Source organism: Mesorhizobium sp. SARCC-RB16n, assembly GCF_008520305.1.
GTDB lineage: Bacteria > Pseudomonadota > Alphaproteobacteria > Rhizobiales > Rhizobiaceae > Mesorhizobium.
This window is the reverse complement of the sequence record NZ_ML703285.1, coordinates 137714-164653: the sequence shown is the minus strand read 5'-3', so window position 1 is coordinate 164653 and position 26940 is coordinate 137714. Positions and strand designations below refer to the sequence as shown.

General features: G+C 61.7%; 26 protein-coding genes. 7 read left to right on the top strand and 19 right to left on the bottom strand.

Translation table 11 applies throughout. The annotated features are described in order from the left end of the window. Positions 1–304: 304 nt before the first annotated feature. The 14 genes from C7I87_RS27820 to C7I87_RS27755 all read right to left on the bottom strand — a co-directional run bounded on the left by C7I87_RS27820 (position 305) and on the right by C7I87_RS27755 (position 15897). A complete protein-coding gene (locus C7I87_RS27820; RefSeq protein ID WP_149907233.1) occupies positions 305–1504 on the bottom strand; it encodes a mandelate racemase/muconate lactonizing enzyme family protein in 1200 nt (399 codons plus the stop codon). Then, on the bottom strand, positions 1504–2400 hold the full coding sequence (locus C7I87_RS27815; RefSeq protein ID WP_188394018.1) for a D-2-hydroxyacid dehydrogenase: 897 nt from the start codon (positions 2398–2400) through the stop codon (positions 1504–1506). The genes C7I87_RS27820 and C7I87_RS27815 overlap by 1 nt, the downstream gene beginning before the upstream one ends. 11 nt (positions 2401–2411) lie before the next feature. Continuing rightward, positions 2412–3917: an aldehyde dehydrogenase gene (locus tag C7I87_RS27810; protein ID WP_149907231.1), complete on the bottom strand. Its 1506-nt coding sequence runs from the start codon at positions 3915–3917 to the stop codon at positions 2412–2414. A 29-nt stretch (positions 3918–3946) separates the two neighbouring features. Continuing rightward, positions 3947–4690 carry an ABC transporter permease gene (locus C7I87_RS27805; protein WP_149907230.1) on the bottom strand — a complete coding sequence of 248 codons (744 nt, stop codon included), beginning with the start codon at positions 4688–4690 and terminating at the stop codon, positions 3947–3949. A 49-nt stretch (positions 4691–4739) separates the two neighbouring features. Beyond that, a complete protein-coding gene (locus tag C7I87_RS27800; protein WP_149907229.1) occupies positions 4740–5507 on the bottom strand; it encodes an ABC transporter ATP-binding protein in 768 nt (255 codons plus the stop codon). A 65-nt stretch (positions 5508–5572) separates the two neighbouring features. Continuing rightward, positions 5573–6571, bottom strand: coding sequence for an ABC transporter substrate-binding protein (locus C7I87_RS27795; RefSeq protein ID WP_149907228.1), 999 nt, complete (start codon positions 6569–6571; stop codon positions 5573–5575). A 51-nt stretch (positions 6572–6622) separates the two neighbouring features. After that, positions 6623–7585 carry a dihydrodipicolinate synthase family protein gene (locus tag C7I87_RS27790; protein ID WP_149907227.1) on the bottom strand — a complete coding sequence of 321 codons (963 nt, stop codon included), beginning with the start codon at positions 7583–7585 and terminating at the stop codon, positions 6623–6625. A 99-nt stretch (positions 7586–7684) separates the two neighbouring features. Continuing rightward, positions 7685–8785, bottom strand: a complete 1101-nt coding sequence (locus C7I87_RS27785) for an ABC transporter ATP-binding protein (RefSeq protein ID WP_149907226.1) — start codon at positions 8783–8785, stop codon at positions 7685–7687. Beyond that, the gene (locus C7I87_RS27780; protein ID WP_188394016.1) at positions 8772–9923 is read right to left on the bottom strand and encodes an exo-alpha-sialidase; all 1152 of its coding nucleotides are present in this window, start codon (positions 9921–9923) and stop codon (positions 8772–8774) included. Before C7I87_RS27780 ends, C7I87_RS27785 begins: the two co-directional genes overlap by 14 nt. A gap of 42 nt (positions 9924–9965) precedes the next feature. Then, complete coding sequence (locus C7I87_RS27775; RefSeq protein ID WP_149907224.1) at positions 9966–11174, bottom strand: sialidase family protein; 1209 nt, start codon at positions 11172–11174, stop codon at positions 9966–9968. A 35-nt stretch (positions 11175–11209) separates the two neighbouring features. Further along, complete coding sequence (locus C7I87_RS27770; protein ID WP_149907223.1) at positions 11210–12679, bottom strand: aldehyde dehydrogenase family protein; 1470 nt, start codon at positions 12677–12679, stop codon at positions 11210–11212. Further along, positions 12676–13545, bottom strand: coding sequence for a carbohydrate ABC transporter permease (locus C7I87_RS27765; RefSeq protein WP_149907222.1), 870 nt, complete (start codon positions 13543–13545; stop codon positions 12676–12678). The genes C7I87_RS27770 and C7I87_RS27765 overlap by 4 nt, the downstream gene beginning before the upstream one ends. After that, positions 13542–14444, bottom strand: a complete 903-nt coding sequence (locus C7I87_RS27760) for a carbohydrate ABC transporter permease (protein ID WP_149907221.1) — start codon at positions 14442–14444, stop codon at positions 13542–13544. Before C7I87_RS27760 ends, C7I87_RS27765 begins: the two co-directional genes overlap by 4 nt. Positions 14445–14556: 112 nt before the next feature. After that, positions 14557–15897, bottom strand: coding sequence for an extracellular solute-binding protein (locus tag C7I87_RS27755; protein ID WP_149907220.1), 1341 nt, complete (start codon positions 15895–15897; stop codon positions 14557–14559). Positions 15898–16437: 540 nt separating this feature from the next. On the opposite strand from C7I87_RS27755, the gene C7I87_RS27750 reads away from it, so the two are divergent. Beyond that, on the top strand, positions 16438–17166 hold the full coding sequence (locus C7I87_RS27750) for a GlxA family transcriptional regulator (protein ID WP_188394015.1): 729 nt from the start codon (positions 16438–16440) through the stop codon (positions 17164–17166). A gap of 95 nt (positions 17167–17261) precedes the next feature. Here C7I87_RS27750 and C7I87_RS27745 read toward each other — a convergent pair whose 3' ends face one another. The 5 genes from C7I87_RS27745 to rocF all read right to left on the bottom strand — a co-directional run bounded on the left by C7I87_RS27745 (position 17262) and on the right by rocF (position 21891). Then, a complete protein-coding gene (locus C7I87_RS27745) occupies positions 17262–18062 on the bottom strand; it encodes a hypothetical protein (protein ID WP_149907218.1) in 801 nt (266 codons plus the stop codon). After that, positions 18052–18612 carry a HupE/UreJ family protein gene (locus tag C7I87_RS27740; RefSeq protein WP_149907217.1) on the bottom strand — a complete coding sequence of 187 codons (561 nt, stop codon included), beginning with the start codon at positions 18610–18612 and terminating at the stop codon, positions 18052–18054. Before C7I87_RS27740 ends, C7I87_RS27745 begins: the two co-directional genes overlap by 11 nt. A 555-nt stretch (positions 18613–19167) precedes the next feature. Beyond that, positions 19168–19578: a hypothetical protein gene (locus C7I87_RS27735; protein WP_149907216.1), complete on the bottom strand. Its 411-nt coding sequence runs from the start codon at positions 19576–19578 to the stop codon at positions 19168–19170. A gap of 322 nt (positions 19579–19900) precedes the next feature. Then, positions 19901–20956: an ornithine cyclodeaminase gene (locus tag C7I87_RS27730; protein WP_149907215.1), complete on the bottom strand. Its 1056-nt coding sequence runs from the start codon at positions 20954–20956 to the stop codon at positions 19901–19903. A gap of 2 nt (positions 20957–20958) precedes the next feature. After that, complete coding sequence (gene rocF, locus C7I87_RS27725) at positions 20959–21891, bottom strand: arginase (RefSeq protein WP_149907214.1); 933 nt, start codon at positions 21889–21891, stop codon at positions 20959–20961. A 133-nt stretch (positions 21892–22024) separates the two neighbouring features. Here rocF and C7I87_RS27720 point away from each other — a divergent pair, with 133 nt between their 5' ends. From C7I87_RS27720 to copD, 6 genes are all read left to right on the top strand, one after another. Further along, positions 22025–22465, top strand: a complete 441-nt coding sequence (locus C7I87_RS27720) for an Lrp/AsnC family transcriptional regulator (RefSeq protein ID WP_149907213.1) — start codon at positions 22025–22027, stop codon at positions 22463–22465. 323 nt (positions 22466–22788) lie between these two features. Further along, positions 22789–23610, top strand: a complete 822-nt coding sequence (locus C7I87_RS27715; protein WP_149907212.1) for an SDR family NAD(P)-dependent oxidoreductase — start codon at positions 22789–22791, stop codon at positions 23608–23610. Between the two features lie 99 nt (positions 23611–23709). After that, the gene (locus C7I87_RS27710) at positions 23710–24375 is read left to right on the top strand and encodes an EAL domain-containing protein (RefSeq protein WP_149907211.1); all 666 of its coding nucleotides are present in this window, start codon (positions 23710–23712) and stop codon (positions 24373–24375) included. Further along, positions 24297–24668 carry a PLP-dependent transferase gene (locus C7I87_RS36540; RefSeq protein WP_306440520.1) on the top strand — a complete coding sequence of 124 codons (372 nt, stop codon included), beginning with the start codon at positions 24297–24299 and terminating at the stop codon, positions 24666–24668. The genes C7I87_RS27710 and C7I87_RS36540 overlap by 79 nt, the downstream gene beginning before the upstream one ends. Positions 24669–25582: 914 nt before the next feature. Then, positions 25583–25951 carry a copper homeostasis periplasmic binding protein CopC gene (copC, locus tag C7I87_RS27700; protein ID WP_149907210.1) on the top strand — a complete coding sequence of 123 codons (369 nt, stop codon included), beginning with the start codon at positions 25583–25585 and terminating at the stop codon, positions 25949–25951. Between the two features lie 85 nt (positions 25952–26036). Next, on the top strand, positions 26037–26927 hold the full coding sequence (gene copD, locus C7I87_RS27695) for a copper homeostasis membrane protein CopD (RefSeq protein ID WP_149907209.1): 891 nt from the start codon (positions 26037–26039) through the stop codon (positions 26925–26927). Positions 26928–26940 lie beyond the last annotated feature (13 nt).

Sequence of the window (26940 nt, the reverse complement as noted above, 5' to 3'; positions counted from 1 at the left end):
CACGTACTTCTAATATAATCCAATTTAGCGAAAACGATACCGAGTGTCCGTTTTCGACATTCGCCGGTGCAACTCGCAACCGTCCGATGGTGGCACCTGGCGTTCGGCAACGCCGGACAGATGATGCAGCGTCTAGTCTAGCAAACGGCCAAAGCGAGCTGTTGTCGCCGAATTGCGCCGACGCCCGTCTCCATGGCCGAACGGCGAGAATGACTTCAGGCTAGACGCCATAGCGCCTCCACCGCCATAGGGCATGGGGGTGTCACAGCCGGCTAGCCTTCCCCAAGGTGGCGAGGCTAATGGGTCAATCTCGCCAATAAGTGTCGAGCGGCGGGCCCCAGTCCGTGAGGACGCAGGAATAGACAGCTGTTTCGTCGAAAGGATAGCGCGCTTCCATTTCGGGAGTGAGCGTAAGACCGAGTCCCGGCGCGGTTGGGCGGATCAGGCGGCCACCCTCGATGCGTCCCTGGTCGCCGATCATCTCGGCGCCGAGCGGAAAATACAGCATCGGATATTCGACTAGCTTTCCGCCCGCAGCGAAGGCGGCGTGATAGCTGGCCATGATTGCGGCGGCACCGCCCCAGGCATGCACCACCACGTCGGTCCCCTTGGCCCTGGCCGCCTCGAATACGTCCATGACCGCCGAAATTCCGCCCATCACCGAGGCGTCGGGCTGGACGAAATCGTAGACATCGGCGTTGATGCGCTCGATCATCTCCTTGGGCGTGGTGACGATCTCGCCCCCACAGACCGGCACGTCGATACGGCCGCGCAGTTCACGAAAAGCATCGGGCTGGTCAGGACCCAGAGCTTCCTCGAGGAAGACCATCCGCTGATCGGTCAGCGCATGCACGGCTTCGACGAAGGCGACGACGTCCTCGACCGCCTGTGGCGGATCGGCCAGATTCTGGCACATGTCGACGCCGACCTTGATGCCGCGTCGGCCTGCTTCGTCCAGAACCCACGCCGTGCGCAGGATGTCGCGCTTGACCGAACGGATCTTGTAGATCTCGATACCCAGCGATCCGAGCATGTCCATCTCACGCATGAACTGGTGTTTCTGGTCGCAACACCCGCCTGAACCATAGATTTGTATAGAGTCCGATTGCGCGCCGCCGAGCAGTTCATGGACGGGAATGCCGAGACTCTTACCTTTCGCATCCTGCAGCGCGATCTCAAAGGCCGCGATGACATGGCGCGCGGCTCCTTGAAGCGACCAGTAATCGCACAGGCTGCGGAGGTCCTTGACCCTGCGGTCTATGTCGAAGCCGTCCTTGCCGAGCACCTGGGGGCGGCAGAGGTCGACGATCGACTGGAAGACCAGCGGCGCGAACACCGCCAGGTAGCCCTCTCCCAATCCTGTCACGCCATTGTCGAGCGTGACCTCGACCATGCCAATGGTGCGCTTGGGACCGTTGGGAAAGCATTCCTTGATCTCGGGGTCGTCCGCATCGGCGTAGGGCGACGACAGCAGGATGCAGCGGATTTGGACGATGTCGGTCATCAGTATCCTCGTGAGAAATCGACGACGCCTTCGAGCGGCACGCCGGCGCGGAAGCGCGAAAGGTTGGCGAGAAAGAGATCGATCTTGCGGTCCAGCTCGTCGGCCGTCCCGCCGCCTGAATGCTGGGTCAGGATCAGATTTGGCGTTGCCCAGAAGCGGTGGCCGGACGGCAGCGGCTCCTGGCGAGTCACGTCGATCACGGCTCCGCCCAGGCGACCCTCTTCCAACGCATCGGCAAGCGCGTCTTCGTCAACGATCGACCCGCGGCCGAAATTGCAGAAGACCGCTCCGGCCGGCAGCTTGGCCAGCCGCGCGACATCGAACAAGCTTTTTGTCCCAGCGGCGTCGGGCGCCGTGCAGACGACAAGATCCGCTTGGCCCAAAGCCTCATCGAGGACCGAGGCGGGGCTGCTTCGCGTGATTGGCTTGATCGAGCACCCGAAGGGCACCAGCAATTCGGCGAGACGCCGGTTTATCGCGCCGTGGCCAACGAGCACGACCGCCGCGCCCTTTAGGCTGCGCAGGCTCGCCCTCAGCGGATCCCCTACCCAGCGATGCTCGGACTGGAACCTGACCAGGACATCGATGCCACGATAAAGCGCGAGGATGCCGGCAAGCGCGGTCTCGGCCACCGGATCGGCGAAGAAGCCGGCAAGATTGGTAACGGTGACCCGGCCCTCGGGACGCGTCCAGTCGAGGCCAACATATTCGCCGAAGCCAACGGACTCGAGCTGCATCCAGCGCAGTTTGGCATTGGCCGAGACAATGGACGCTTCTGGATTGCCGAAGACGATCTCGCAATCACATGGCGCATCCTCGGCAAACAGCTTGACGGGAAGGTCCCCGACCCCGCTTGTGAGGCGGGCAAGCTGCTCACGCGAGAGCGTTGCGCACACCGCGATTTCCATCACCGCGCGCCCGTCGGCGGCGTCGTGCTGATCCAGATCGTCTTGGTCTGCACATACTGGTCCATGGCCTCCGTGCCATTGTCGCGCGCCAACGAGCCGGAGCGCTTGTAGCCGCCGAAAGGTGTCTTGATGTCGCCTTCGGAAAAGCCGTTGACCGAGACTGTCCCGCAAGGCAATCGCCGCGCCATGTGGATGGCGCGGTCGATGTCCTTGGTGAACACGGTCGCGTGCAAGCCGTAGTCGGTATCGCGCGCGATCCGCAGCGCCATCTCCATTCCAGTCACCGGCAGGATGCCCAGGACAGGGCCAAAGATCTCCTCGCGGGCAATGCTCATCGTGGGCGTCATATCGGCGAAGACAGCCGGTTCGATGAAGTAGCCAGGCCCCGCCGTGCCGCCGCCGGTCAGCAAGCGGGCGCCTTCGGCCGATCCGCGCTCAATGTAGCCCATCACGCGGGTCTGGTGTTCGGCGGTGACCATGGCGCCGATGTTGGTCTCGGGATCGAGCGGATCGCCGACCCGGAATGCCTTGGCGCGGACGGTGACGCGATGCGCGAACTCCTCGGCCAGGCCGCGGTCGACGAGCTGCCGCATGTTCGCGGAACAGTTCTGGCCGCCATTCCAGAACGCCGACATCGCGGCATGCTCGATCAGGTCGTCGGTGAGATCGGCATCATCCAGTACGATGAACGGGCTTTTGCCGCCCATCTCCAGGCCAATCACCTTGAGATTGCTTTCGCCGGCATAGCGCAGGAAATAGCCGCCAACCTCGGTCGACCCGGTAAACGACACGATATCGATATCGGGGTGTCGGCCGATCGCCTGACCCGTTGTTTCGCCGAGGCCCGGCAACACGTTGAGCACACCATCCGGGATGCCGGCTTGCTGTGCCAGTTCGGCCAGGCGCAGGACGGATAATGGCGTCTGCTCGGCGGGCTTCACCAGGACAGAGCAGCCGGCGGCGAGCGCGGGCGCCATCTTCCAGGCCGCCATCAGCAGCGGGAAATTCCATGGCAGGACGAGGCCGACGACGCCGGCCGGCTCCTTGACGATAAGCGCCAGTGCATTTTCGCCCGTGGGTGCGACCTTGCCGAATGACTTGTCTGCGAGTTCGCCATACCACTGGAAGAAGTTTGGAACCTCGCGCCCGATCTCGTTGGCGCAGTCGGTGACGGTCTTGCCGCTGTCGATGCTTTCGAGGACGACGAGTTCGTCGGCATGGGCGCGTACGAGGTCGGCGAGCCGCAACAGCGCCTCCTTGCGAAACTCGGGAGCCGCGCGCGACCATGCGCCGTCGTCGAAGGATCTGCGGGCGGCCTGAACGGCGCGATCGACATCGGCGCTGCCGCAGTGCGCTACAGCCGCGATGACCTCGCCGGTCCCCGGGTTGATGGTGTCGAAGGTCGCGCCGTCCGCTGCCGCGGTGAATTTGCCGTCGATGAAGGCCAGACCGTTTGGGGCCAGCTTCGAAGCGATCGCGTGGGCGCTGTCTTTGGTCAGGGTCACGTCTTATCTCCGTCGGATGCGTTACGAGTTCAGTGTGACTGGCGCCGCACCGAAATATGCCAGGGAATGAGAAGGCGCTCGGCGAGCGTGACCACGCCAAACAGAGCGAGGCCCAGGATTGTCAGGAAAAAGATGCCCGCGAAGGCAAGGTCTGGACGCATGTTACCGGTGACGATCTGGATGTAGAAGCCGAGCCCCTGGTCCGAGCCGATGAACTCCGCGATGGCGGCGCCGACTGTCGCGTTGATCGCGGCGTATTTGAAGCCGACGAAGCATTGCGGCAGCGCCGCTGGCAGCCGGACCTTGACGAAGGTGCGCCATACGCCCGCGCCGGTCGAGACGCTGAAGCGCGATAGCTCCTCGCTAAGCGAACTGAACGCGAGAATGGCGTTGAGCACGATGGGAAAAAAACAGACCAGGAAGACGATGATCACCTTGGGTAGCAGGCCGAAACCCAGCCAGGAGATGAAAAGCGGCGCAAAGGCGATCTTGGGCACCATTTCGACGCAGACGATAAACGGATAGATCGTTCGACGCAGGACGGACGAGAATGCGATGGCGAGACCAAGCGGCAGCGCCAGAATCACCGCCACCGCATAACCCAGCACGACCTCCACGCCGGTAATCCAGGTGTAGTAGAGCAGCCGGTCGATATCCGCCCAGCCCTTCGTAACGATCACCGACGGGGGCGTCAGGATGTAGCGCGGGATTCCGAACCAGACGATGGAGTACTGCCAGACCAGGAAGAACGCCGCGAAGAAGGTAATGGACATCCAGGACCGCGCAATCCAGCGGGCCGCGCGCTCCGGTCGAGAGGGGCGATCAAAGGACGCCATAGCCGCGAAATATCTCCTGTGCCTGTCGGACGTAGCCGATGAATTGCGGACTGCTCTTGACCTCGAAATCGCGTGGATAAGGCAGATCGAGGGAAATGATGCGCTCGATGCGTCCGGGTCGCGGCGTGATGATGGCAACGTGGGTCGAGAGCTGGATAGCCTCCTCGATGGAGTGGGTTACGAACACAACCGTCGGATGGCGCTGCATCCACAGTGCCTGCAGGTCGGTGCGGATTGCTTCCCGGGTCATGGCGTCGAGCTTGCCGAGCGGCTCGTCGAGCAGCATGGTCGCGGGCTGATGCACCAATGCCTGGCAGAAGGCGGCGCGCTGCTGCATCCCGCCGGAGAGCTCGTGCGGGTAGCGTCGCTGGAAATCCTGAAGGTGGACCGAAACAAGCAATTCGTCCACGCTGGCGCGATGGGTGGCCAGCGACAGACCTCTCAGTTCCAGCTGCAGCTCGATGTTTCCTCGCACGGTGCGCCACGGCACCAGCGTGTTGTCCTGGAACATAATGCCGATGTCGGTTTGCGGTCCGGCGACGGTGCGCCCGTCGATGGCGATACGCCCCCTCGTAGGGTTGAGCAGTCCGGCGATCATAAGCATGAGGGTGGATTTGCCGCATCCGGACGGCCCGAGCAGCGAGACGAACTCACCCTTCTCGACCTTCAGGTCGACCGGTCCGAACGCGTGCAGGGCGCCCGGGCCTGATCCGAACACTTTCTGCACGCCCTCAAGTTCGATAAGCGGATTCATCGGTCCAATCTGTTACTGCACGGCGCGAGGAACCGGAGTGACGGCAAGCCACTCCGGTCCGCCGATTACTTGACGAAGTCGTTGGTGTAGAACTGCGTGGCCGCGACCTTGGGGTCGAGGTCATTGTACTTCTTCATCAGGGTCACCATGCTTTCCCAATCGGAGGGCACGTTGAGGCCGAGGGTCTTGTCCTTGTTCGCGGCCGAATAGAGAAGGCTGAGCGTCACATCGAGCACCGCGCGGGCCTGCGCTTTTCCCTCGTCCTCGTTCATCGTTCCGCCGACGATGTCGCCGATCGCCGCGATCGCGGCATCAGGATTGGCCTCGGCCGCCTTGTAGGACTTGATGGTCGCCTGCACGAAGCGTTTTACGAGGTCTGGGTTTTTCGCGACCATCTCCTTTCGAGCCACGATGCAATATCCGATCTGGTTCACGCCATAGCTCGAATAAGGAAAGACCACCGGCGCGGCGCCGCCGTTCTTCTTGATCTCGGCCGGCTTGTCGTCGATGCCGCCAAGCATGCCCACCGTGTCGCCGGCACCTTGCAGATAGCTCGATACGAGCGCGCCGTCGGGCACGTTGGTGAGCGTGATGTCGGAAGACGCAAGGCCGGCCGTGGAAAGGACAATCGGGAAGAAGGTGTTGACGCCGGCATTGGATGTGGTGAGCAGCTTCTTGCCCTTGAGGTCTGATATTTTCGCAATGCCCGCGTCGGGGCGAACCAATATCGCATCCGATCCCATGGCGTCGATCACCGCTACCGAGATCAGCGCGGCGCCCTGCGAGGCGAGATTCACCATCGATCCGCACGAGCCATAGGAAAAGTCGCTGTCGCCATTCGCGACGAGGCGGTGAGCGGAGCCCGAACCGTTGCCTGAACGAATATCGAGATTGATCCCGGCATCCTTGTAGAAACCCTTCACCTTGCCGAGGGCGAAGCCGGCATGGGAGCCGTAATACATCCAGTTGAGGCGTAGCTTCACATCGTCGTCGGCTTTGGCGGCGCTGACGAGCAACATGGTGGTTGCCACGGCTCCGAGCATCAAATTCTTGAAATTGGTCATAGCAGTCGCTCCTGTTGGTTTGTTGCTTCTTGTTATGTTCCCTATGCTTTCCTAGTTGGCCACGAGGCGCGGCACGCCCGCGGCTCGCATCATGTCAAGCGTCCTGGCACGATAGTTCTGGCGAATGTCACGCGTCGGCGGGCGGCAGCGGCTCGACGGCAGCCCGATCAATTCCATGCACAGTTTGTCGAGATAGCCGTCACCGCTCGTGTAGCCTTTCTCGATCTCGACCCATAACTTGTAGAACGGCATGGCCTCCTCCACCATCATGCGCGCGATCTCGGTGTAGTTCTGCGCCTTGACCTCATCGATCAGCTTTATTCCCCATTCCGGCCAATAGTTGCAGAGATGCACCTCGAAGGCTTGCGCGCCCAGCGACGGCATCGCCGAGTAGGGAAAGAACAGATTGTTGTCGATGATGGTGAAGCGCTTGGAGAAATTGGACGTGACGTCCTCGAACTCCATGGCGTCGGTTCGCGGCGTCGCCCATTTCAAGCCGACGACATTGTCGATCTTGGCCAGACGATCGATCATGCCGAATGACAGGCTCGTCGACGTCCAGAACGTATTGTAGACGATGATGCCGATGCGGGGCGCCGCCTTTGCCGCGGCCATGACAAACTCCTCGAAATCGGCTTCCGTATGGGTGAAGTAGAACGGGCACGAGACCTGCAGGAAATCAAACTCCATCGACTGCGCCGCCTGCGCCAGCCGCACCAGTTCCAGCGTGCTGGTCGATTGCCCGCCAAATGCCAGGGGAACACGCCCCCGTGCTTCGTCGACAACGGTTTCGCCAACGCCGATCCGCTCTTCGAACGACATGGTCGAAAAGTCGCCGGCCGCCCCGCCAGCCAGCAGCGTGGCGTATTCGGTGTTAAGGCCATTTTCGATCAAAAAGCCCACATAGGCCCTGATCGCCTGATGATTAATCGGAAAGCCGGTGCTGTCCTCGAATGCCGTCGGTATCGTCACGTAGCATCCAGCCAGCCGCGATTTCAGTTTTTCAAAGTCCACGGTCATCTCCTCTTGCGGGCCGGCGCCGGCGCCATCCAGTGTTTCGCTTTGACCCTCACTCGCGCACGTAGGACACGCGGCGCGAAGGAGGTCCTGACCCTAAAGTTCCCGTTTGAGCGCAATCGTCTTGCCATCCTTGGCGAACAACTGCGCCTTGCTCCAATCGACCCCTACCTCGCATGGTCCCGTCCCGACGGTTCTCGCGTCCTCGTTGCCCTGGCGCATGATGAGAGCGCCGGCCGGATGCGCCGGCGCATGCAGGAAACTCTCGCCGCCGAGCCGCTCCACGAACTCGACGACGGCCCGTAGCCGCGGACCGGCCGCGCGGTGGGTGTTGAAATGCTCGGGCCTGATGCCGACGGTCACATTGCCGGAGAGCGCCGTCGGGCGCGCTAGGTCGACTTCGAGGCCGCCGGTGGTTCCCGGGATTTGCAGCGTCAGGCGCGTGCCATCCTGCCTCTCGATCGCGGCCTCGAGGAAACTCATCTTGGGCGCCCCCATGAAGCCGGCGACGAAACGGTTGCAGGGCGCGTCGTAGATCTGCGCCGGGGTTCCGAACTGCTCGATCACGCCATCGCGCAACACCACGATCCGGTCGGCCAGCGTCATCGCCTCGGTTTGATCGTGCGTGACATAGATCATCGTGGCGCCAAGGCTTCTATGCAGCTTGGCGAGTTCGAGCCGCATTTGAACGCGCAACTCGGCATCGAGGTTCGACAGCGGCTCATCGAACAGGAACACTTCGGGTTCGCGCACGATCGCCCGGCCGATCGCCACGCGCTGGCGCTGTCCTCCGGAAAGCTCCTTGGGAAGCCGCCCCAGCAGTGGGCCAAGCTGAAGCGTGTCGGCGACGGCGGCGACCCTCCTGTCGCGCTCGGCTTTGGGCATGCCCTGCATCAGCAAGGAGAAGGCCATGTTCTCGGCAACCGTCTTGTGGGGATAGAGTGCATAGCTCTGGAACACCATGGCCACGCCACGACTTGCCGGCGGCACCCCGCGCATCGGCTTGCCGCCGATCGCCACGGAGCCGCCGCTGATCGGCTCCAGGCCGCAGATCATGCGCAGCAACGTCGATTTTCCGCAGCCCGATGGACCGATGAAGACCAGGAATTCACCATGCTCGACCGTCAGATCGACGCCTGGGATAATGATCTTCTCGCCATATTTCTTGGAGACGCCCGATAGCTCAACCTTGGCCATAAGCAAGTCCTTCCTGGCGCCAGCCATCAGCGTCGGGCACCAGAACGCTGGCATGGATACCTGTGATGCCTTGGGAATCCTGCGCGTAGTAGACGACGTAGAGACTGCCGTCGGCGCGCAGCGCCAACGACGGATAGCCCAGGTCCCGGTTGGGAAGGCCCGAGCGGACCATGTAGGGATCGGCCGAATTCCAGCTGTTTCCCTTGTCTTGGGAGATGTAGAGCGCGATGCCGAACGGCGCGCGCCGTCTTCCCGCAACGCAGGCGATGCGGCCGTGGTCGAGTTCCACCATGTCGGCTGGATAGTCCTTGATTCCGGTCGGCGACGGGGCGCTCCATGAGACACCGCCATCCGCCGAACCGACGACATGCAGGATGCGCGAGACGTTGTCGCGCAGGAGCATGACGATATGTCCATCGCGCAGCAGGATGGGTGCCGGCTCCTCGAAGGCATGCCCCTCGCCCGCCGCGACAAGGCGCGGCTTGGACCAGCTTTGGCCACCATCGCCCGACCGTACGGTGAAGACCGCGGCATAGTTCGGTACATCGCAGAGCGGCAGCATGATTTCGCCGCCGACCTCGATTCCACCGCGCATTCCATAGCCGCCGCTGAAAGGCGACGTGTCGATGCGCGCCGACGCCGTGAAGGTGTTTGCGCCGTCTACCGAACGATGGACCCATGTCTGCCCGCCAGCGCGTGCCCAGGGGTAGCTTTCGGAAAGCGTGGAGTTTCGCGGCGTCCAGTCCTGGAGTTCGGCGGCCATGGCTTCAGCGCCCATCAGTTGCTCCGGCCCTGTATAGGCGCCCGGGGCAAGATAGGCCTGCGCGTAGGCGAGCGTATGCCAGTCGAACCGCCACTGGTTCAGCAGCACAGCGCCCGAACGCAGCGGGGTGAGGCCGGCGCATTCCACGCCTTGCCAGCCGAAGTCGGGGACGACGGAAGGAGCCGACCAGCTTCTCCCCTCGTCCGCCGATCGCATCAGCATGTTGCAGTACAGCGGGTCCTGCGGTGGATGCAGAACCCCAGCACGGCGGCGCGACTGCGTGAAGACCAGCAGCCAATTGTCGTTGGCCGCAACCGCGAGATGCGGATGCGCGCTGTATGCATGCGGATCGCAATGGACCGTCTGATGATCCATTCGAGGTATCAACGCTGCCACGCCGGATGTCATCTTCAGGGCTCAGATCCGGAAGCGCGTGCAACGGACATATTGCAGCGGCTTCGGATCGTCGCTCCATTCGTGATACGAGCACACGATCGAGCCGTCCTGCGTCTGTACGACGCTGGGATAGCCGATGTGCTGGTAGATGCCGGGGTGGTTCCAGTCGACACCACCGCCCTCGATCTTGCCGGAGGCCGGTGTCATGCGGCTCGAACCGGGGGTCTCGGTCACGGTCTGGCCGGGCACGCCGCCCTCGCGAATAACGAACTCGTTCTTCACATCCCAGGTTACGCCGTCGTCCGAAATGATCGCACGCACGCCATAAGGCGGCCGGCGATAACCGTAAACCATCAGATAGCGGCCATCCTGAAGAGCGATCAGCTCCGGCGGATAGCCCCAGATGTTGGTCCACTTCGGTGGCGTCCAGCTGAAGCCGTCATCCTCGGAAACGATCATGACCATGTTCTTGGCGTCACTGGTCGGATTGACATGCGTGCGCATGAAGCAGACCAGCCTGCCGTCCGCGAGCCTGACCAGGCCGGGCTCCTCATAGTCGATGATGCTGGCCGGGTCGTAGCCCAGCGTCGAGAAATACTCCCAATTGTCGCCGCCATCGTCCGAGCGCATCAACGCCGAGCGCGTGCTTTCGCCTTCACCCTCTTCCTCATAGCCATGAATACGCCCGTAGAGACCCATCAGCAGCGAGCCGTTCGGCAGCTCCCAGCAGCCGAGGCGGCAGCCGCCATGCTTGAGCGGGCGTACATTGACCGGGATGGGCTGGGTCCAGGTCTCGCCGCCATCCTTCGACTTGACGACGAAGGTGCCGAGCCAGGCCTGCGTCTTGTAGGCCCAGGTCCAGTCGCCCCATTCCTTGGTGTTGGGATGAGAGCTCCACGATGGCTGTTCAGGCTTGATGCCGCGCTTGAAGAAACCGGTGATGGTCAGGTTGACGATGAGCGTGCCATCCTGCGTTTCGCAGATGCCGCAGTCCCAGTTGCCCTGCGTTTCGGACCACGGCAGCACGACCTTTGGCGGGCTCCAGGTCTTGCCGCCATCCCTGGAGCGGGTCATCAGCGTCTGGCCGCTGTCGTGATGGAACGGGAAGCGCTCTTCGTTGAACACCGCCAATATATCGCCGTTCTTTAGAAGCCGTGTCGCGATCTGGTTGACGCAATGCGCCTTATCCTTGAAGATCGTGAAGTGTTCAACGTCTCTCATAACAGTCATTCCCTGATTTCCTCTTTTGGGTCTTATCTTACGGCCTACAGTCGGATGCCGATGTTCTTGATGTTGAAATAGTTGCGGATGCCGGGCAATCCGCGCTCACGGCCGACTCCGCTTTCCTTGATGCCACCGGTCGGGGCCTGCACGCCGCCGATGAACCAGCCGTTTATCCAGACCGAGCCGGCCTCGACGTCGCGGGCGAATGCCAGAGCGCGCGAGATGTCACGGCTGTAAACGCCAGCGACGAGCCCGAAGCCGAGGCCGTTGGCCATGGCGAGCGCGTCGGCGGCGGTGTCGAAGGACAGCGCCACTGCAACGGGACCGAAGATCTCTTCGCGGGACAGTCTGCTGGCCGGATCGACGCCGTCGAAGATGGTCGGCTCGACGAAATAGCCGGTCTCGAGCCCCTTCGGACGACCGCCGCCTAGCCGCACGGCCGCTCCCGTTGCGCGGCCTTCGTCGATGTAGGATCGTACCTTGGCATGCTGCTCCTTCGAGACCAGCGGCCCGAGATCGCAATTGTCGAGGCCTCGGCCGACGGTCAGCCGGGCCGCGCCCGCCGCCAGTCGATCGAGGAATTCCTCGCGGATCGATCGATGCAGCAGGAACCGCGACGACGAGGAGCAGACCTGGCCGCTGTTGCCGAAAGCCCCGTCAAGGGCGTCGAAGGCGGCCCTTTCCAGATCGGCATCCTCGAATACAACCATCGGGTTCTTGCCGCCGAGTTCGAGCACCACGGGCTTCAGCCCCTGTGCCGCGCCGGCATAGATCTTGCGCCCGGTCTCGACCGATCCGGTGAAGGTGATGCCGCGCACCAAGGGATGCGAAACGAGCGCCGCCCCGGCGTCTTCGCCAAAGCCCGCCACGACATTCACCACGCCGTCGGGCAATCCCGCCCTCTGGCAAAGTTCGGCGAAGGCCAGCGCCGTCAGCGGCGATTGCTCGGCGGGCTTGATGACAACCGTACAGCCGGCGGCAAGTGCCGGCGCGACCGATCGCGCAACCATGCCCAGCGGATAATTCCAGGGGACGATATGGCCGGTCACGCCGACCGGCTCCAGCATGGTGAAGTCGACGAAATCGCGGCCGAGCGGAATCGTCGCCCCCTCCATCTTGTCGGCGGCGCCGGCATTGTAACGCAGCGTCGCGCACACGCCCCGGATGTCGCCGAGCGCCTCCTTCACCGGCTTGCCGACATCGAGCGTTTCGAGCAGCGCAAATCGCTCGGCTTCCGATTCCAGCAATTCCGCGAGCCTGAAGAGCAGTCGTCCGCGATCGGCCGGGCTCAAGCCGCCCCAGTCACCACGCAGCGCGCGATGCGCGGCCCTGACGGCTGCATCGATGTCGATGGCATCGCCGCGCGCCACGATTGCCAGCACCGCCTCCGTGCTGGGATCGATCGTTTCAAATGTCCGGCCGTCGGCGGAATTCCGCCATTTGCCGTCAATGAAATGCTGGCCCGGCAAAGGATCGATAAGGTCGGTGCGGGAATAGGTTCTCAAGGTCATTGTTTCACGCTGCCTTGGGAAAGGCCCTGGATGAAGTAGCGTTGCAGGAAGCAAAACAGCGCCAGGCTTGGGATACTGAGGATCGTCACCGCGGCCATGGCGACGCTGAATCCCTCGATCTGCGTGCGCGTCCCGACCACGGGCGTGAAGGCTGCCACGCCGACTGGAAGCGTCTTCATCGATTCGTCGAAGGTGACCAGAAGCGGCCACAGGAAATTGTTCCAGTTCAGGGTGAAGATAATGACCGAAGCCGCGATCGCCGGCGCCCGCGCCAGAGGCAATGCGATGCGGAAGAACAGGTTGAACGGACCCGCACCGTCCATCTTTGCCGCCTCTTCCAGTTCCTTGGGGAACGACATGAAGAACTGGCGGAAGATGTAGACGCTGAAGACGTTGCTGATCGACGGCAGGATGAGGGCCTGGTAGGTGCTTGCCCAGCCCATTTTGATGAAGCCAAGCAACAGCGGGATCACCGATACCTCGGTGGGTATCATCAGCGAGGCCAGGAAGATATAGAACAGCGTGTCGCGGCCCGGAAACCGCATACGCGCCAGCGCATAGCCGGCCATCGCACCGAACAGAACGCAAAGGAACGTCGATACCGTCGCCTGCACGACGCTGTTGAAGCCCCAGCGTATGACAGGGTAGTCGAAGACCTTGATGTAGTTGTTCAAGGTGATGCGGTGGGGGAGCCATTCGATGTCCTTGGTCATGACATCGCCTGGAAACTTGAACGACGTCGAAACCATCCACACGAAAGGCAATGACCAGAGCACGGCAACGGCCAGGCCGAGCGGCCAGATGAGCAAATCCGCTCGCTCCAGTCCGCGCGCCTCGAGCTTTTCGTCGATCCAGGCGGTCATCATGCGCGCTCCCTGAGGAGAAAGCGCTGGGCGGCGGTAATCGCGAGGATCAGGGCAAACAGCATGAGGGAAACCGCAGCCGCGTAACCGAACAGGTTCCTGACAATCGCGAGATTGTAGATGTAGTGGATCGGCGAGGACGAGGAACTGGCCGGACCGCCATTGGTCATGACGTAGACCTGGCTGAAGATGCGCAGCGTCGAGATCAACTGCAGCGTCACCACCATGCTGATGACGGGTCGCAGATGCGGCAGGATCACATGCTTGAACCGCTCCCAGCGGTTGGCGCCGTCCACCCGCGCGGCGTCGATGATCTCGCCTGGAATATCCTGCAAGGCAGCCAGGAACAGCACGAAGGCAAGGCCCAGGTCCCACCACACCGAAGCAATGCTGACGCCGACCAGCGACCAGCGCGTGGAGGTGAGCCAGGGGATGTCGTCGAAACCGAGAAAGGACAGGTAGTAGTTGACAAGCCCATACTGGGTGTCGAGCATCCAGACCCATACAAGCCCGATCACCGTCGCCGACACCACCGTAGGGGCGAAAAAGAGCGTGCGCGCCAAGCCAGATAGCGGATAGCGCTTGTTCACGTAAAGCGCGAACAGCAGGCCGAGCCCAGTCACGCAGGGTACGATGACGAGGCCGTAGAGAAAGACGTTCTTGAAGGCGACAGCGACCCACTGGTCGGCGAACGCCTTGTGAAAATTGTCGAGTCCGACCCATCTTGGCGCACCAACAATGCTCCAGCGGGTGAACGAGACATAGACGCCGAACAGCACCGGAAGGATATTGAACAGGAAGAACGGCAGCGCGAAGAAAGCGACGAGCAGATAACCCGCGCGATCGGTCGGGTGGCGCTCGGCTCCGAAGTCGGCGTGGCCTTGCAGGATTGCCGTTGTCATGTCGATCTGTCCGTCTTGCGGCAATGGTCGGGCGCTCCCGTCGCGATGTTCGGCGCGACGGGGCCGCGACGGGGCAAGGGATCAGCCAAGGTCCCGGGAAGCTATCCCGGGATCAGCCTTCGTCCAGGTCCGATTGCCACTGCGCCTGGATCTGCTGCATCGCGGCGTCCATCGTCGTCTGTCCCGACCATACGCCCTCGAGCGTCTTGGCGAGAAAATTTCCGCCCGAGTAGATCGTGAAGTTCGGGCCGTTTACCACCGGGATCTCGCCGACGGTGGCAAAGCTCATTCCATCGACGAAGGCGCCGCGAATATCCCAGGGGCTGCCGGCGGTCTTGTAGTCCGGGCGCCCCAGGATCGATTTGCGTGGCGAGGCGCCACGCCCGACCGTCGTCCACAGGAAGCTGTTGTCCGACAGCCATTTGACGGCCGCCATCGTCGCCTCGTGGCGACCAGGGTCAGCCTGCTTGTAGAACTCCAGGCCACCCATCTCAAAATAGGTGACATGCTTGGCGCCGATCTTGGGAAACAGCGCCGTCTTGAACGGCAGTTTCTGCGCGACGTAACCGTTGAGCGTCCACGGACCGGTCCAGAAGATCGAGCCCTGTCCCGTTCCGAAAGCCTTGTAGCGGTCGGTGACGTCGCGGGTCGAAACCTTGTGCTTGTCGAAAAGATCGAGCACCCATTGCATGGCCGCCTTACCGGCCTCGGGGTTCACGCACGCGGTCTTTAGATCTGCGCTCGCGCGTTGGAATCCCATCTGCTCCGCGACGATGCCCCACGTGACGGTGGGCTGAACGCCGGAACCGGTCATCATGATCCCCGAACGTGTGACCTTGTCGCCTTCGCGCTTGGTCATGGCCTTCGCCCATTCCAGGAGCGTGTCGCCATCCATCGGCGGCTTGCTGGCGTCGAGGCCTGCTTCCTTGACATGATCGAGGTTGATCTCAGGCTGAAGGCTCATCAGGTCCATCGGGATCATGAAGACCTTGTTGTCGTATTTCGGGTAGCGCGAGGCCGTGATCGACGACGCGCTGAAGTCGGCAAGGTCGAGGCCCGAACTGGCGATGAGATCATCAAGCGGTATGATGACCTCGTCGCGCGCCAGCTGGGCGGACTTTCCCGCCGTGCCCCAGCCAAAGTCTGGCGCCTTGCCGGTGGCCGAGGCCGCGAGCACCTTGGTCACATATTGCTCTTCCGGAACCACCTCCATGCGGATCTGGACGCCCTTGTCCTTGTGGGCATCGTTGAAGTTGCTGATCATCTTGGCCCACACTTCGCCGTCGGAAGCGGCGAGCCAGCTCCAGTGCACGATCTCGGTCGGGTTGGCGGCCGAGGCGCGACCAGTCCAGATGTGCGGAACGGCAAGCCCTACCCCAGCTGCCGCGGCCGACCTCAGAAGTGTCCGGCGGTTCAGAGCAAAAGTCGATTTGTTCAATGAAGTCAAATCCATGACAACCTCCCACGCGGCATGCGCAAGGCGCTCGCCACGCTCTGTTAGAGCTTATTTTTCTATGTTCCCTCGTCGAGACCGTTCCACAACGTGCTCTCGGCGTGGCCACAGTGTTGGCCAATTGGCGCCCTAAGAGTTGATCCGTAGCGTCACATAATATATCTGCAACGTCATCGGTAATTTTCCCAGACGCTTGTCATGGTCACAGATACGAATCCGGTCATCGCAGCCGCTTCCAACCGCCGGCCGCGGTTCGCCTTCCTGCTGCAACCCGAATTTCCCATGAATGCCCTGATCATGGCGACGGAGGCACTGCGCATAGCCAACCAGAACAGCGGTCAGGGTCTTTTCGAATGGATCATGATTTCGGACTCGGGCGACTCGGTACGGGCCAGCAACGGCATGTGGGTTGCCTCGAACCACGACCTGGCCAGCTTTCCGCGCTGTGACTTTGTAGTGGTCCTGGAAGGCAATCTGCCGACGCAGAATATATCCGCCAATGTTCGCGGAGCCTTGCGCAATGCCTACCGGCATGGGTCGATGATCATCGGCCTCGACACGGGCGCCTTCGCCATTGCGGCAGCCGGCCTCACCGGCGATCGCGAGGCCGTTGTGCATTGGGAAGCGGTATCATCTTACCTTGAGCACTTTCCGAGGGCCGAGACAAAGAACCAGATCTACTTCATCGATCGTCAACTTGCTTTCTGCGCGGGCGGGGTGGCGACGCTCGACATGATGCTCGATTTGATCGGAAGGTTGCGCGGAACGAGCCTTGCCAAGGAAGTCGCCAATGCGCTCATCCATACGCCGCGCGAAGCCATTCATAGGCAGCGAGCCGACGATGATGCGATTGGCGAGGCACAGCCTTCCCTGTCGCACAGGATCGTGGGGTTGATGGAAGACAATCTCGATTTCCCATTGTCGCCGAAGAGCCTCGCGCGCCACCTAGGTATCTCGGTACGGACGCTGGAGCGCTACTGCCTTCGCCAATTCAACCAGACGCCAAATCAGCTCTACCTTCGTTCTCGGCTCCAGGCGGCGCGCAACCTGCTTTTCTACGAAGAACGCGACATCAAGGATATTGCCTACGCGTGTGGGTTTTCCTACCCATCGGTTTTCACCAAGGCGTTCACCGCCCAGTTTGGCCAGTCGCCAAGCGCGTTCCGCCAGTCATTCCGCGAAACACAGATCACGGTGCGGCCAGAGATTGTGCGCATGTCGCGAACCGCGCTTGCCAGGGTAGCTGCTGTCCAGGACGCGGACGGATAGCGATGCATCGGCGGCGAGACCCGGCATCGTGCGCGATACGGATATGGCTGTCGGCAATGTTTGGCCAGGTTCACGGCAGCTTTGACGACGCTTGTTCACGGAAGGGAGCGCCGTGCACCGGACCCCGAAAGATCGCGCGGCCGATTCACTTGTGGAAACGGTGTTTCGAAGCGGCGAGCGTTCGCTCCGCCCTCGGGTAACGGCAACGGTTCCCGCGGCGGCAGCGGCGCGAGCACCGGAGGCCTGGTGGCAACCGCCGCTCCTCCAACAAGGAGGCCGATCACAATAAGCCAGCTGCCAAGGATTCGAGCGGCGATCGGGAACCAGCCTCGCCAGAAGGCCTGCCCGCTAAGGCCAATGACGGCCAGGATCCACAGTGCGATGAGAATGGCGATCAGCGAGATTGCCGGATCATTCAAGGTGGGGTCGGTGAGCGTTGTGGCGACACCAAGCATGGCGCCAATCAGCACGGCGACAAGGGGAAGAAACCATGGTCTGGCACGGGCAGGCATGAGGAGCAGCATACCGGCCGCCAGAGCCGAAACTGGCCCGGTCAGGAAAAGATGCGTTGTCGCCCCGGGGACGCCCGCCATGAGCGCGAGATACCGATCCCGAAAGAGCATCCCGAGCACGACGCCCAGAAGAAATGTCACCGGTGCGACAACGACATGGCGTCCGCGCACCAGAGCGATCGCCACCCCCAGTCCCGCAAGCGGAATGACGCGCTCCGGGGAAAGGCCGCTATTGAGTATCCACCATGACGTGACAGTACGTTCGGACTGCGTCTCCAATGCGAGGGCGCAGATCGCCGCAGCGCCCGCGAACGCCAACACGGGGCCAGACCAGCGCAGCCAGGCGCTGGCGGCTGGCCGTTCCGTCCTTTTCTCAGGCGACAAGGAAATAAACGCCTCCAACCGCGATCAGCCCGCCCAGCGCCCGCGACAACCGCCCGCCAAACGGCTTGCCTAAAACAAGCCCGACCCCAATGCCAAGAAGATGGATCAGGCCGGTGGCGATGACAAACCCGATCGCGTAGTCGGCCGGGTCGGCTGCGTTCGGCAACTCCGCGCCGTGAGCATGTCCGTGGCAGATCGCAAACACTGCGATCAACAGCAATGCGATCCATTCTGCGGGGTGCCAAGCGCATGCAACAGCCAGTCCCAACGCGATCATCGAAAGCGCGATTCCGACTTCCACGCCGGGCAGAGGGATCCCCGCAATGCCAGCGACGCCACCGAGAACCATGATCAGTGGAAATGCGACCGGCAGCGTCCAGATCGATCGTCCCCCGATCTGCGCGCCCCATAGGCCGACGGCGAACATCGCCAGAAAGTGATCGAGGCCGGTCAACGGATGCTCGAAACCGCTGCCAAATCCCCCTGTCCCCGATTGAATGATATGGGCCTGCCCCGTCGTCGGCACCGCCAACAGCACGACTACTGCCATCAACAAGCAGCACAAAAGACTGCGGGTTCCGACTGGATTACATTCGCCCACTGTGCCCTCCCATAGGAGGAAGAGGCTATACCGAAATCCGGCAGACATTTCGCGACGAAGTTCGTCTTTATGCCCGGAAAAGTTCCCTCGTGATCGATGAGCCGCGCATAACGATCAGAGCAATTGCCTGATGTAGCAGGCCTTTGGGCAGCCGTTGGCCAATAGACGCCTACAGAATGTCGCGCGATGAATCCGCCGGCAATTCTCGAGAAGCTTCCGTCGCTGCTTCTTCCAGGTCCTGATCAGTTCACCACCTTGCTATGCTTACCCGCGAAAGCGGCGTCGCCTCGCAGGTGATCGACACCCAGATGTTGGGATCTTGATGCGACTGATGCTTGAGCAAATAGTAGCCGGCGGCATTCCCATGCCCGAATGTTGTTGACGATGTTGCCGAGATAACGCGCGAAACCGCCGTCCTCGAATTGCAGGCAATCAGCGTCAATCGGTCCTTACCGGAGCCGCCGGCGTCGCCGCGGATCCCCGGCCTTGTGTAATCCTCTCGGTTCAACGCGCTGTCGACGGTAGCACCGCTGCGGAGCGCGCCGTCTCGGTTGAGAAGACCACAAAGGCGAACACCAGCACTGCCGCGGCCACAATGAGCGAGCCACCGGCGACGATCGGTTCGAGGTCTGCCCGTCCGCTCTGGAGCATGAGGTAAAGGGCGGGAAGCATCACCACGATGCCAACTGTGTACATGCCGTAATGGATCATGGCGATCCGGCGCGCTGCCTTGGCTGGGTTCAGTGCGTAGTACCCGCCGAATATCGCGCTCGTCACCCACCCCAAGAGGTTGATATGGGCGTGAGCCGGGAAGGCGCCGTGATCGCCAGAGATCGCCATCTGCAGGCCGGCTCCGATTCCCAGGATGAGAAATACGATTGCTGTCTTGAAGAAAAGTTCCGAAACTTTAGGCATGGTTTTCCTCCCTGGCTGCCTTTTCGGGCGCCTGCACTATGCTCCTCTTTCCGCGACCTCGCCAACTGTTCTCGACGTTGCGACTTTCAGAGCCTCTTCGCCCGGAAGGCAGCTAGAAAGCGGACACGTAAACAGGATCGGTAGCTAGACGTCGCCAGGACCGCTTGATGGTCAGGCGTTTAGGTCATGAGTGCCGGGGCGGCGCGAAGGGGTCGCCGTCGAACATGCCTTTGAGCAGTTCGCCAGAGTTAAAGCACCAGCACGACGCGCGCATTTGCTTTCAGATTGCCACAGTCTAACCTGCCTGGCTTTCGCAACTTCCTCAAGCGGCCGGCTGCAGGGCCGCCCTCAGCAGCATGCCAAACAGGTCGCGCGGCTCGTCGGGATCGGCCAGCAGATCAAGTTCCTCATAGAGACCTGTGGCCTGCAACTGGTCGCGCACATAGCGCAGTGCCGAAAAATCCTCGATGGCGAAGCCGACTGAATCGAACAGTGTGATCTGCTTGGCATCGCGGCGCCCTAGCGTCTTGGCGGCGATTACTTGCCAGAGCTCAGTCACCGGATGACCGGAATCCAGTTGCTGGATCTCACCCTCGATGCGTGTTTGCGGCGGGAATTCGACGAAGATATCGGAGCGCAGCAGGATGTCTCTGTGCAGTTCGGTCTTGCCGGGGCAATCGCCGCCGACGGCGTTGATGTGGACGCCGGAACCGACCATGTTGTCGGTGAGAATGGTGGCGCACTGCTTGTCGGCGGTGACGGTTGTGATGATCCCGGCACCTTCGACCGCCTCCTGACCACTCCCACAGATGGTGATGTCGAAGCCCATCCCAGCCAGGTTCTTCGCGCACTTTAGTGACGCGGACCGATCAAGGTCATACAGCCTCAGCTTATCGACACCGGTCAGCGCCTTGAAGGCGATCGCCTGGAATTCCGACTGGGCGCCATTGCCGATGATGGCCATGGTGCGAGTTCCGCTCGGCGCCAGATACTTGGCGGCGACGGCAGACGTGGCGGCGGTTCGAAGGGCGGTCAGGATGGTCATCTCGGTGAGCAGCATCGGGTAACCGTTCCCGACATCGGCGAGCACGCCGAAAGCGGTGACCGTCTGCAGACCCTGGCGCATGTTCTTCGGATGGCCATTGACATATTTGAAGCCGTAGAGGCGTCCATCGCTTGTCGGCATCAGCTCGATGACGCCGTCATGGCTGTGCGAGGCGATACGGGGCGTCTTGTCGAACAGATCCCAGCGCCGGAAATCTTCCTCGATGTAGCTGGCGAGCTCGGTGAGGAAGCGCTCGACGCCTATGACGTTCACCAGTTTCATCATGCGGTCGACACTGACGAAGGGGACGACGTTCAGTTTTGCCGTGGTCACGATCAAAAGCTCCCGGAATGGCTGCGGGTCGGGCGGTCCATGATGCGGCGGCCCATCAGGCTGGCCGTCAGGTCGACCATCAGCGTCGCGGTTCGGCCACGCTCGTCCAGAAAGGGGTTCAGCTCGACAAGATCCAAGCTTGAGACGAGGCCGCTATCGGACAGCATCTCCATTATCAGATGCGCCTCGCGGAACGTCGCGCCGCCGGGGACCGTGGTGCCGACCGCCGGCGCGATTGACGGGTCGAGGAAGTCTACATCGAGGCTGACATGCAGCAGGCCGGCTTCCGCCGACACGCGCCCCAGGAAAGCGCGCAGCAGCGGCGCGATGCCATGCTCGTCGATGGCGCGCATGTCGTGCACAGTCACGCCTGCCTCGTTTTGGGCTCTGCGCTCGGCAGGATCGACACTGCGAAGTCCCATGGTGCAAATACGCGATGGATCGACTGCAGCCGGAAGATCCGGAAAATAGCCGTGGAAACCCGGCTGGCCGCTGGCGTAGGCCAGCGGAACACCATGCAGATTGCCGCTGGCGGTGGTGTCGAGCGTGTGGAAATCCGGATGCGCGTCGAGCCACAGCACGAACAGCGGGCGTCCGGTCTCGGCGGCCCGGCGGGCAAGGCCCGATACGGTTCCTGCTGAGATCGAATGGTCGCCGCCGAGAAAGATCGGCATGGCATCGTCGCTCGCCGCGTAGGCGGCCTCGGCAATGGCCGAGGTCCACGCCGATATTTCAGGCAGAGCCTTGAGTGCCAGGTTGCCATGCACGACGCGCCTTACCGGAATTGGCTGGACGGCACCCATATCTTCCACGGCATGGCCCAGGCCGGACAGCATCCCGGTCAGGCCGGCGGTCCTCAGCGCGCTCGGCCCCATCTCGCATCCCATTCTGCCAGCGCCGTCCTGCACCGGCGCCCCGACGATTCTGCAACGCATTGTTTTCCCAACGACCAGTTTCGAATGGCCAGGAGAAGACCATGGCGAGCCGGCGATATGAACAGGGTGAATTGGCAATCCGAAAAGCATTGTTTATCGTAATGGCGGCGAAATTGATCAAAATGGTACCTCGATGGATGCGCTGGACGAACGCCTCGTGACCTTGCTACGGCATGATGCGCGCCGCAGCGTGTCTGATCTTGCCGTCGATCTCGGCGTCTCGCGCGCCACGGTCAGGGCTCGTATGGAGCGACTGGCACGATCCGGCGAGATCATCGGCTACACCGTGGTGCTGCGCGCCGACGCCGTCGATCAGCGCATCCGCGGCATCATGCTCATCGAGATAGAGGGCCATGCCGCCGACCGAGTGGTCCGTGCACTGGGTGGCTTCCCGGAGGTCTCGACCATCCATACCACCAATGGCCGCTGGGATCTGGTGGTCGAGCTCGGGACAGCATCGCTGACTGATTTCGATGCCGTTCTGCGCCGCATCCGACTCATTGCCGGCATCACAGGAAGCGAAACCAGCCTTCTCCTGGCCACGCCACGCACGACCCGAGCGCGGCTAACGTAGCTGGTCATAAGACTACGGCCGCTATGACTACCGTCGGATCGCCGCACACGGCAGGCAACTGTCGGCCCAGGCGCGGGCGTCGTGGGCCGTTGCGCGTATAGTACTTCGAGGCCAACCGTGCGCGACCCAGCGCCGGCGCGTTGTTGTCATAGCATCCGAAAGGCGCGTCCCAACGATCGATGCCTAATCCTTTGTCAGTTGTGGTTCATGCTGATTTGAATGACGAGATATATCCTTGTTTATTCACGCCACTCTACGGAGAGGTGATCAGAGATGCCGCATTTGGTGCACGTCTGCGCGCCAGTGGCGAGCAGGAGATGACCATGCGGTTCAAAGGCAAGGACGTCCTGGTGACCGGCGGGAATTCGGGGATAGGACACGGGATCGTCCACTATTTCCTGAGAGAGGGAGCCAGGGTGGCTTTCGCAGGTCGCGATCGCGAGAAGGGTCGCGCCGTTGAAGCGGAAGCAGGGGCGATCGGAGGCGAAGCGCGCTTTTTCGCATGCGATCTGTCCGAGGAGCATCAAGTCGAGGACCTGATCGGCCAGATCGGCCGTTGGGGGCGGCTGCGTGTCGTGATCAACAACGCAGGTGCTGGTTCGCGCCGCAGCGGCATTGAGCCGGGCGATCGTCCCGGAGTGAGATGGGACAAGATGCGGGGCGCCAACCTGGATTCCACCTATTTTGTGTCTTCCTACGCCATGCCGCTGATACGGGATTGCGGCGGAGGCGCGATTGTAAACATTTCGTCCACCGCCACACTGCACGGCAATTGGGGGTTGTACTGCGTCGCCAAATCGGCCGTCGAAGCGCTTACGCGCTCGCTGGCAATTGAAGGCGCTCCCTTCGGAATCAGGGCGAACTGCGTCAGCCCTGGCTGGATTGCCACCGCAACCGATATAGAGGCCCCGGCTTCGGGTAGCGCCGGCGATTGGACGGTGCCGCCAAGCATATTCGGCCGGATGGGGACGCCGGCCGAAATCGCTGCGGCCGTGGCGTTCCTGGCGAGCGATGAAGCTTCATTCATCACGGGTCAGACCTTGGTCGCCGATGGGGGGCTCTCGATCGTGGACTACACGTCGAGTTCGCTTCTCGAGCAGCGCGGCTCGGTCCTGTTCTCGGGCACGGTCCGCGACACTCCATAAGCAAGGCCTTAAACAGACCGGAAGCACTTGCGTGTCTTTCCCATTCGAATAATCGATAATTTTCTGCGCGGGTTGGTGGCGATAGTACCCCATTAACAAATGCATGCTTGCGTGGCGCATGGTCGCCTACTTCCCATCCACACTGATCTCGCAGAAACCGGTGAGATCGTTGCGATTGGAGAGTGGGTGACGCGCACGGCTTGCCGCGCGGCAAGCCGTTGGCCGGATCAGATCAAGGTTGCCGTCAACCTGTCCGCCGTCCAGATTCGCCCAACACTTCCACTCACGATCGCTTCAGCCCTTTCTTATAGTGGTCTTAGTGCCGGCCGACTTGAGTTGGAAGTCACCGAATCGGTGCTGTTGCAAGACACCGAAGCAAATCTAGAAATCCTGCACCAACTTCGCCGGCTCGGCGTGCGCATCGCTATGGATGACTTTGGGACTGGCTTTTCCTCGTTGAGCTACCTGAGCCGGTTTCCATTCGACAAGATCAAGCTGGACCGAAGCTTTATCATCCAGCCCGCCGGCCGGCGCGAGCCGGAGGCCATAGTGGAGGCCATGGCCGGTCTTGGCCGCAATTTGGGGATGACAATTACGGCAGAGGGCGTGGAAACAGCCACTCAATTGGCAATGGTAAGAGAGAAGGGTTGCCATGAAGCGCAGGGCTATGTGTTCAGTGCACCAATATCTGCCGAACAGGCGCTCGAGATGGTACGGAACGGGGCGGCCAAACGCCAGGCGCGGATTTCGCGGTCGAGGCGCTGACCAAGTATATCGGGGGCCATTCGGACCTGCTGCTGGGCTCCGTCACGGTATCCGATCTGGACCTCCGGCAAAAAATCAAGGTCGTCATTCGCGATCTCGGCATCGGCGTCTCTCCGGACGAGGCAGCGATGGCTTTGCGCGGTTTGGAGACGATGGGCGTTCGGGTAGCTCATATCGGGCGGATATCCGAAGAGTTCGCACACAATCTTTTGCTTTCACCAGCAGTTGCGCGCGTTCTTCACCCGGCACTGCCTTCTTGCCCTGGACACGAATTCTGGGCTCGGGATTTTTAGGGGCTCCACCGGCGTCTTCAGCATAGTGCTTAAGCCGGGTGTCGACCACTTGCTGACGGAGGCCCTCAACGGGCTCAAAATATTCGCCATCGGTGCATCCTGGGGCGGCACCCGCAGCCTGATCGCGCCAATGGCGGTCAAGGGCGACCGCACCGTCAATGAATGGACAGCACAGGGCGCTATTCTGCGCATCAGCATTGGACCGGAAGATCCCGACGAACCATGGCGGGACCTCGATGGCCTTCTCCAGAGGATGGAACAGATGGAAGAACCTAAGATGGTTCGGGCCTGACCCACAGATTATCGGGAGCATGAAAACTGGCCGGCAAAGCCGGTATGGATTGCCGATTCCTTTCGCCAAGTCGCTGCCATCCTGACTTGCTCGTCTATAGCGCTTCACCTTGCCGCAAGCTGCGCCTATGCTCAGCAGCGACGGTGGCTGATATAGAAAGCCGGAAGGGACGATCTCGGCGATGCCAAGGCTGCGAAAGACATCGCCGTTTTGGATGACGGCCATTGCTCTGGTGATCCAAGCAGCCTTCCTGGCAGGGCAGTGGGCTGGCATTCAAGCATCCGCCTCGCCCCTTGATGCGTTCGGTAATGCAATCTGCACATCGAACGCCGACGGCTCCTCCAGGACGCCCCACAATGGCTGCCACGACTGCGATTGCTGCCTGTTCGGATGCGACGCGTCCACCGGCATCATTCCTGAAACGGTTCAAGTTGCAGGCCAGTCCTTGCGGTTTGCGGTATCGTCCGACAGCAAGCGCCCGCCAACTGATCCGGTGCGACGCAGCGAACTGCAGCCGCTGAGCCCGCGTGCGCCTCCCCTTTGGGCCAAACCAGTCCTTGCATAGCAAAAAATCGTCTCACGTCAGGTCAACCAAGGTTGCCTGAACACAAGGAACACCCAAATGCGTAAAGTCATTTTTTCTGCCACGGTCGTAGCTCTCTCGTCCATCGGCCTGTCAAGCGTTGCCTTTGCCCACGCTCATCTGGAAGGTGCCCAGCCTCCGGTCGGCGGAACCGTGAAAGAAGCCCCCACGGAACTCGACCTCAAATTCTCCGAGGAGCTCAACCTGAAATTCACCGGCGTGAAGGTGACCGGACCTGACAAAAAGGAGGTCAAGACCGACAATGCCATGCTGATGGGCGGCGACAAGACATACATGGTCAATGTGCCCGCCGGGCTTGCCGCCGGTACCTATAAGGTTGAGTGGCACGCGCTCTCCCAGGACGGTCACAAGACCCACGGCGACTACAAATTCACCGTGAAGCCCTGATCGATCAGAGGGGGCACGATCGTGCCCCCTCCTTCGCTCCGCTTCCCATGGTAAATCTCCTCGTGTTGTGTCACCCGGCCGCCCCATGACGCCGGACACGCTCCTGATGGCCTGCCGCTTCGTTCATGATGCCATGCTGATGATGCTCTGGGGCAGCTTCGGCTATCTTGCCACGCTTGTGCCACAACGCCTGGCAACGTCGGTAGCAGACAGGCTGGCAATTTTTCGCCTTGTGGCGGTTTGGCTTGCTTTGGTCAGCACGGCTTTCGCTTTGCCAATCCAGACCGCGATGATCGGCGACGGCTGGCCGGATGCCGTCGACACGCAGATTCTGACGGATGTCTTGACGTCCACGAGCGTCGGCACGGCGTGGCTGGCACAGCTTGTGGCTGTTGTTGTCCTGGTGTTGTCGCAACTCTTTCCCGCCCGTCTCAAACCGGCAGCGACGGCAATTGCGTCCGCCCTGTCGCTGGCCAGCCTCGCGCTTGGCGGACACTCCGTCATGCAGGATGGCTGGCAAGGCATTCTCCATCCGCTCAACGATGTCCTGCACGTTCTTTCCGCCGGCGCATGGTTCGGCGCGCTGCTGCCGCTGCTGATCGTGCTTTCAAGATTCGACCAGCCGCAATTCAAGGCGGAAGCCGGACTTGCCCTCCGCCGCTTCTCGACAGCCGGCCACTGGGTGGTCGCGCTGGCGATCCTGTCCGGGATCGGCAACAGTTTATTCATCGTCGGTTGGCCGCTCGGCTGGTCATCGACCTACCGGACATTGCTGACGGCAAAGGTCGTCGTTGTCCTAGGGATGACGGCGGCCGCGGTCCTCAACCGCTATTGGTTCGTGCCGCGTCTCGGCCGCAACCGTGCATCGGCCGTCGCGGCGATTCGGACAGGGACGCTCGTCGAGGTCGGCCTCGGCCTTGCCGCCATCCTTCTGGTCTCGATCTTTGGGATGCTGGATCCGAACGGAGCTGACTGAACGAGCCTACCTG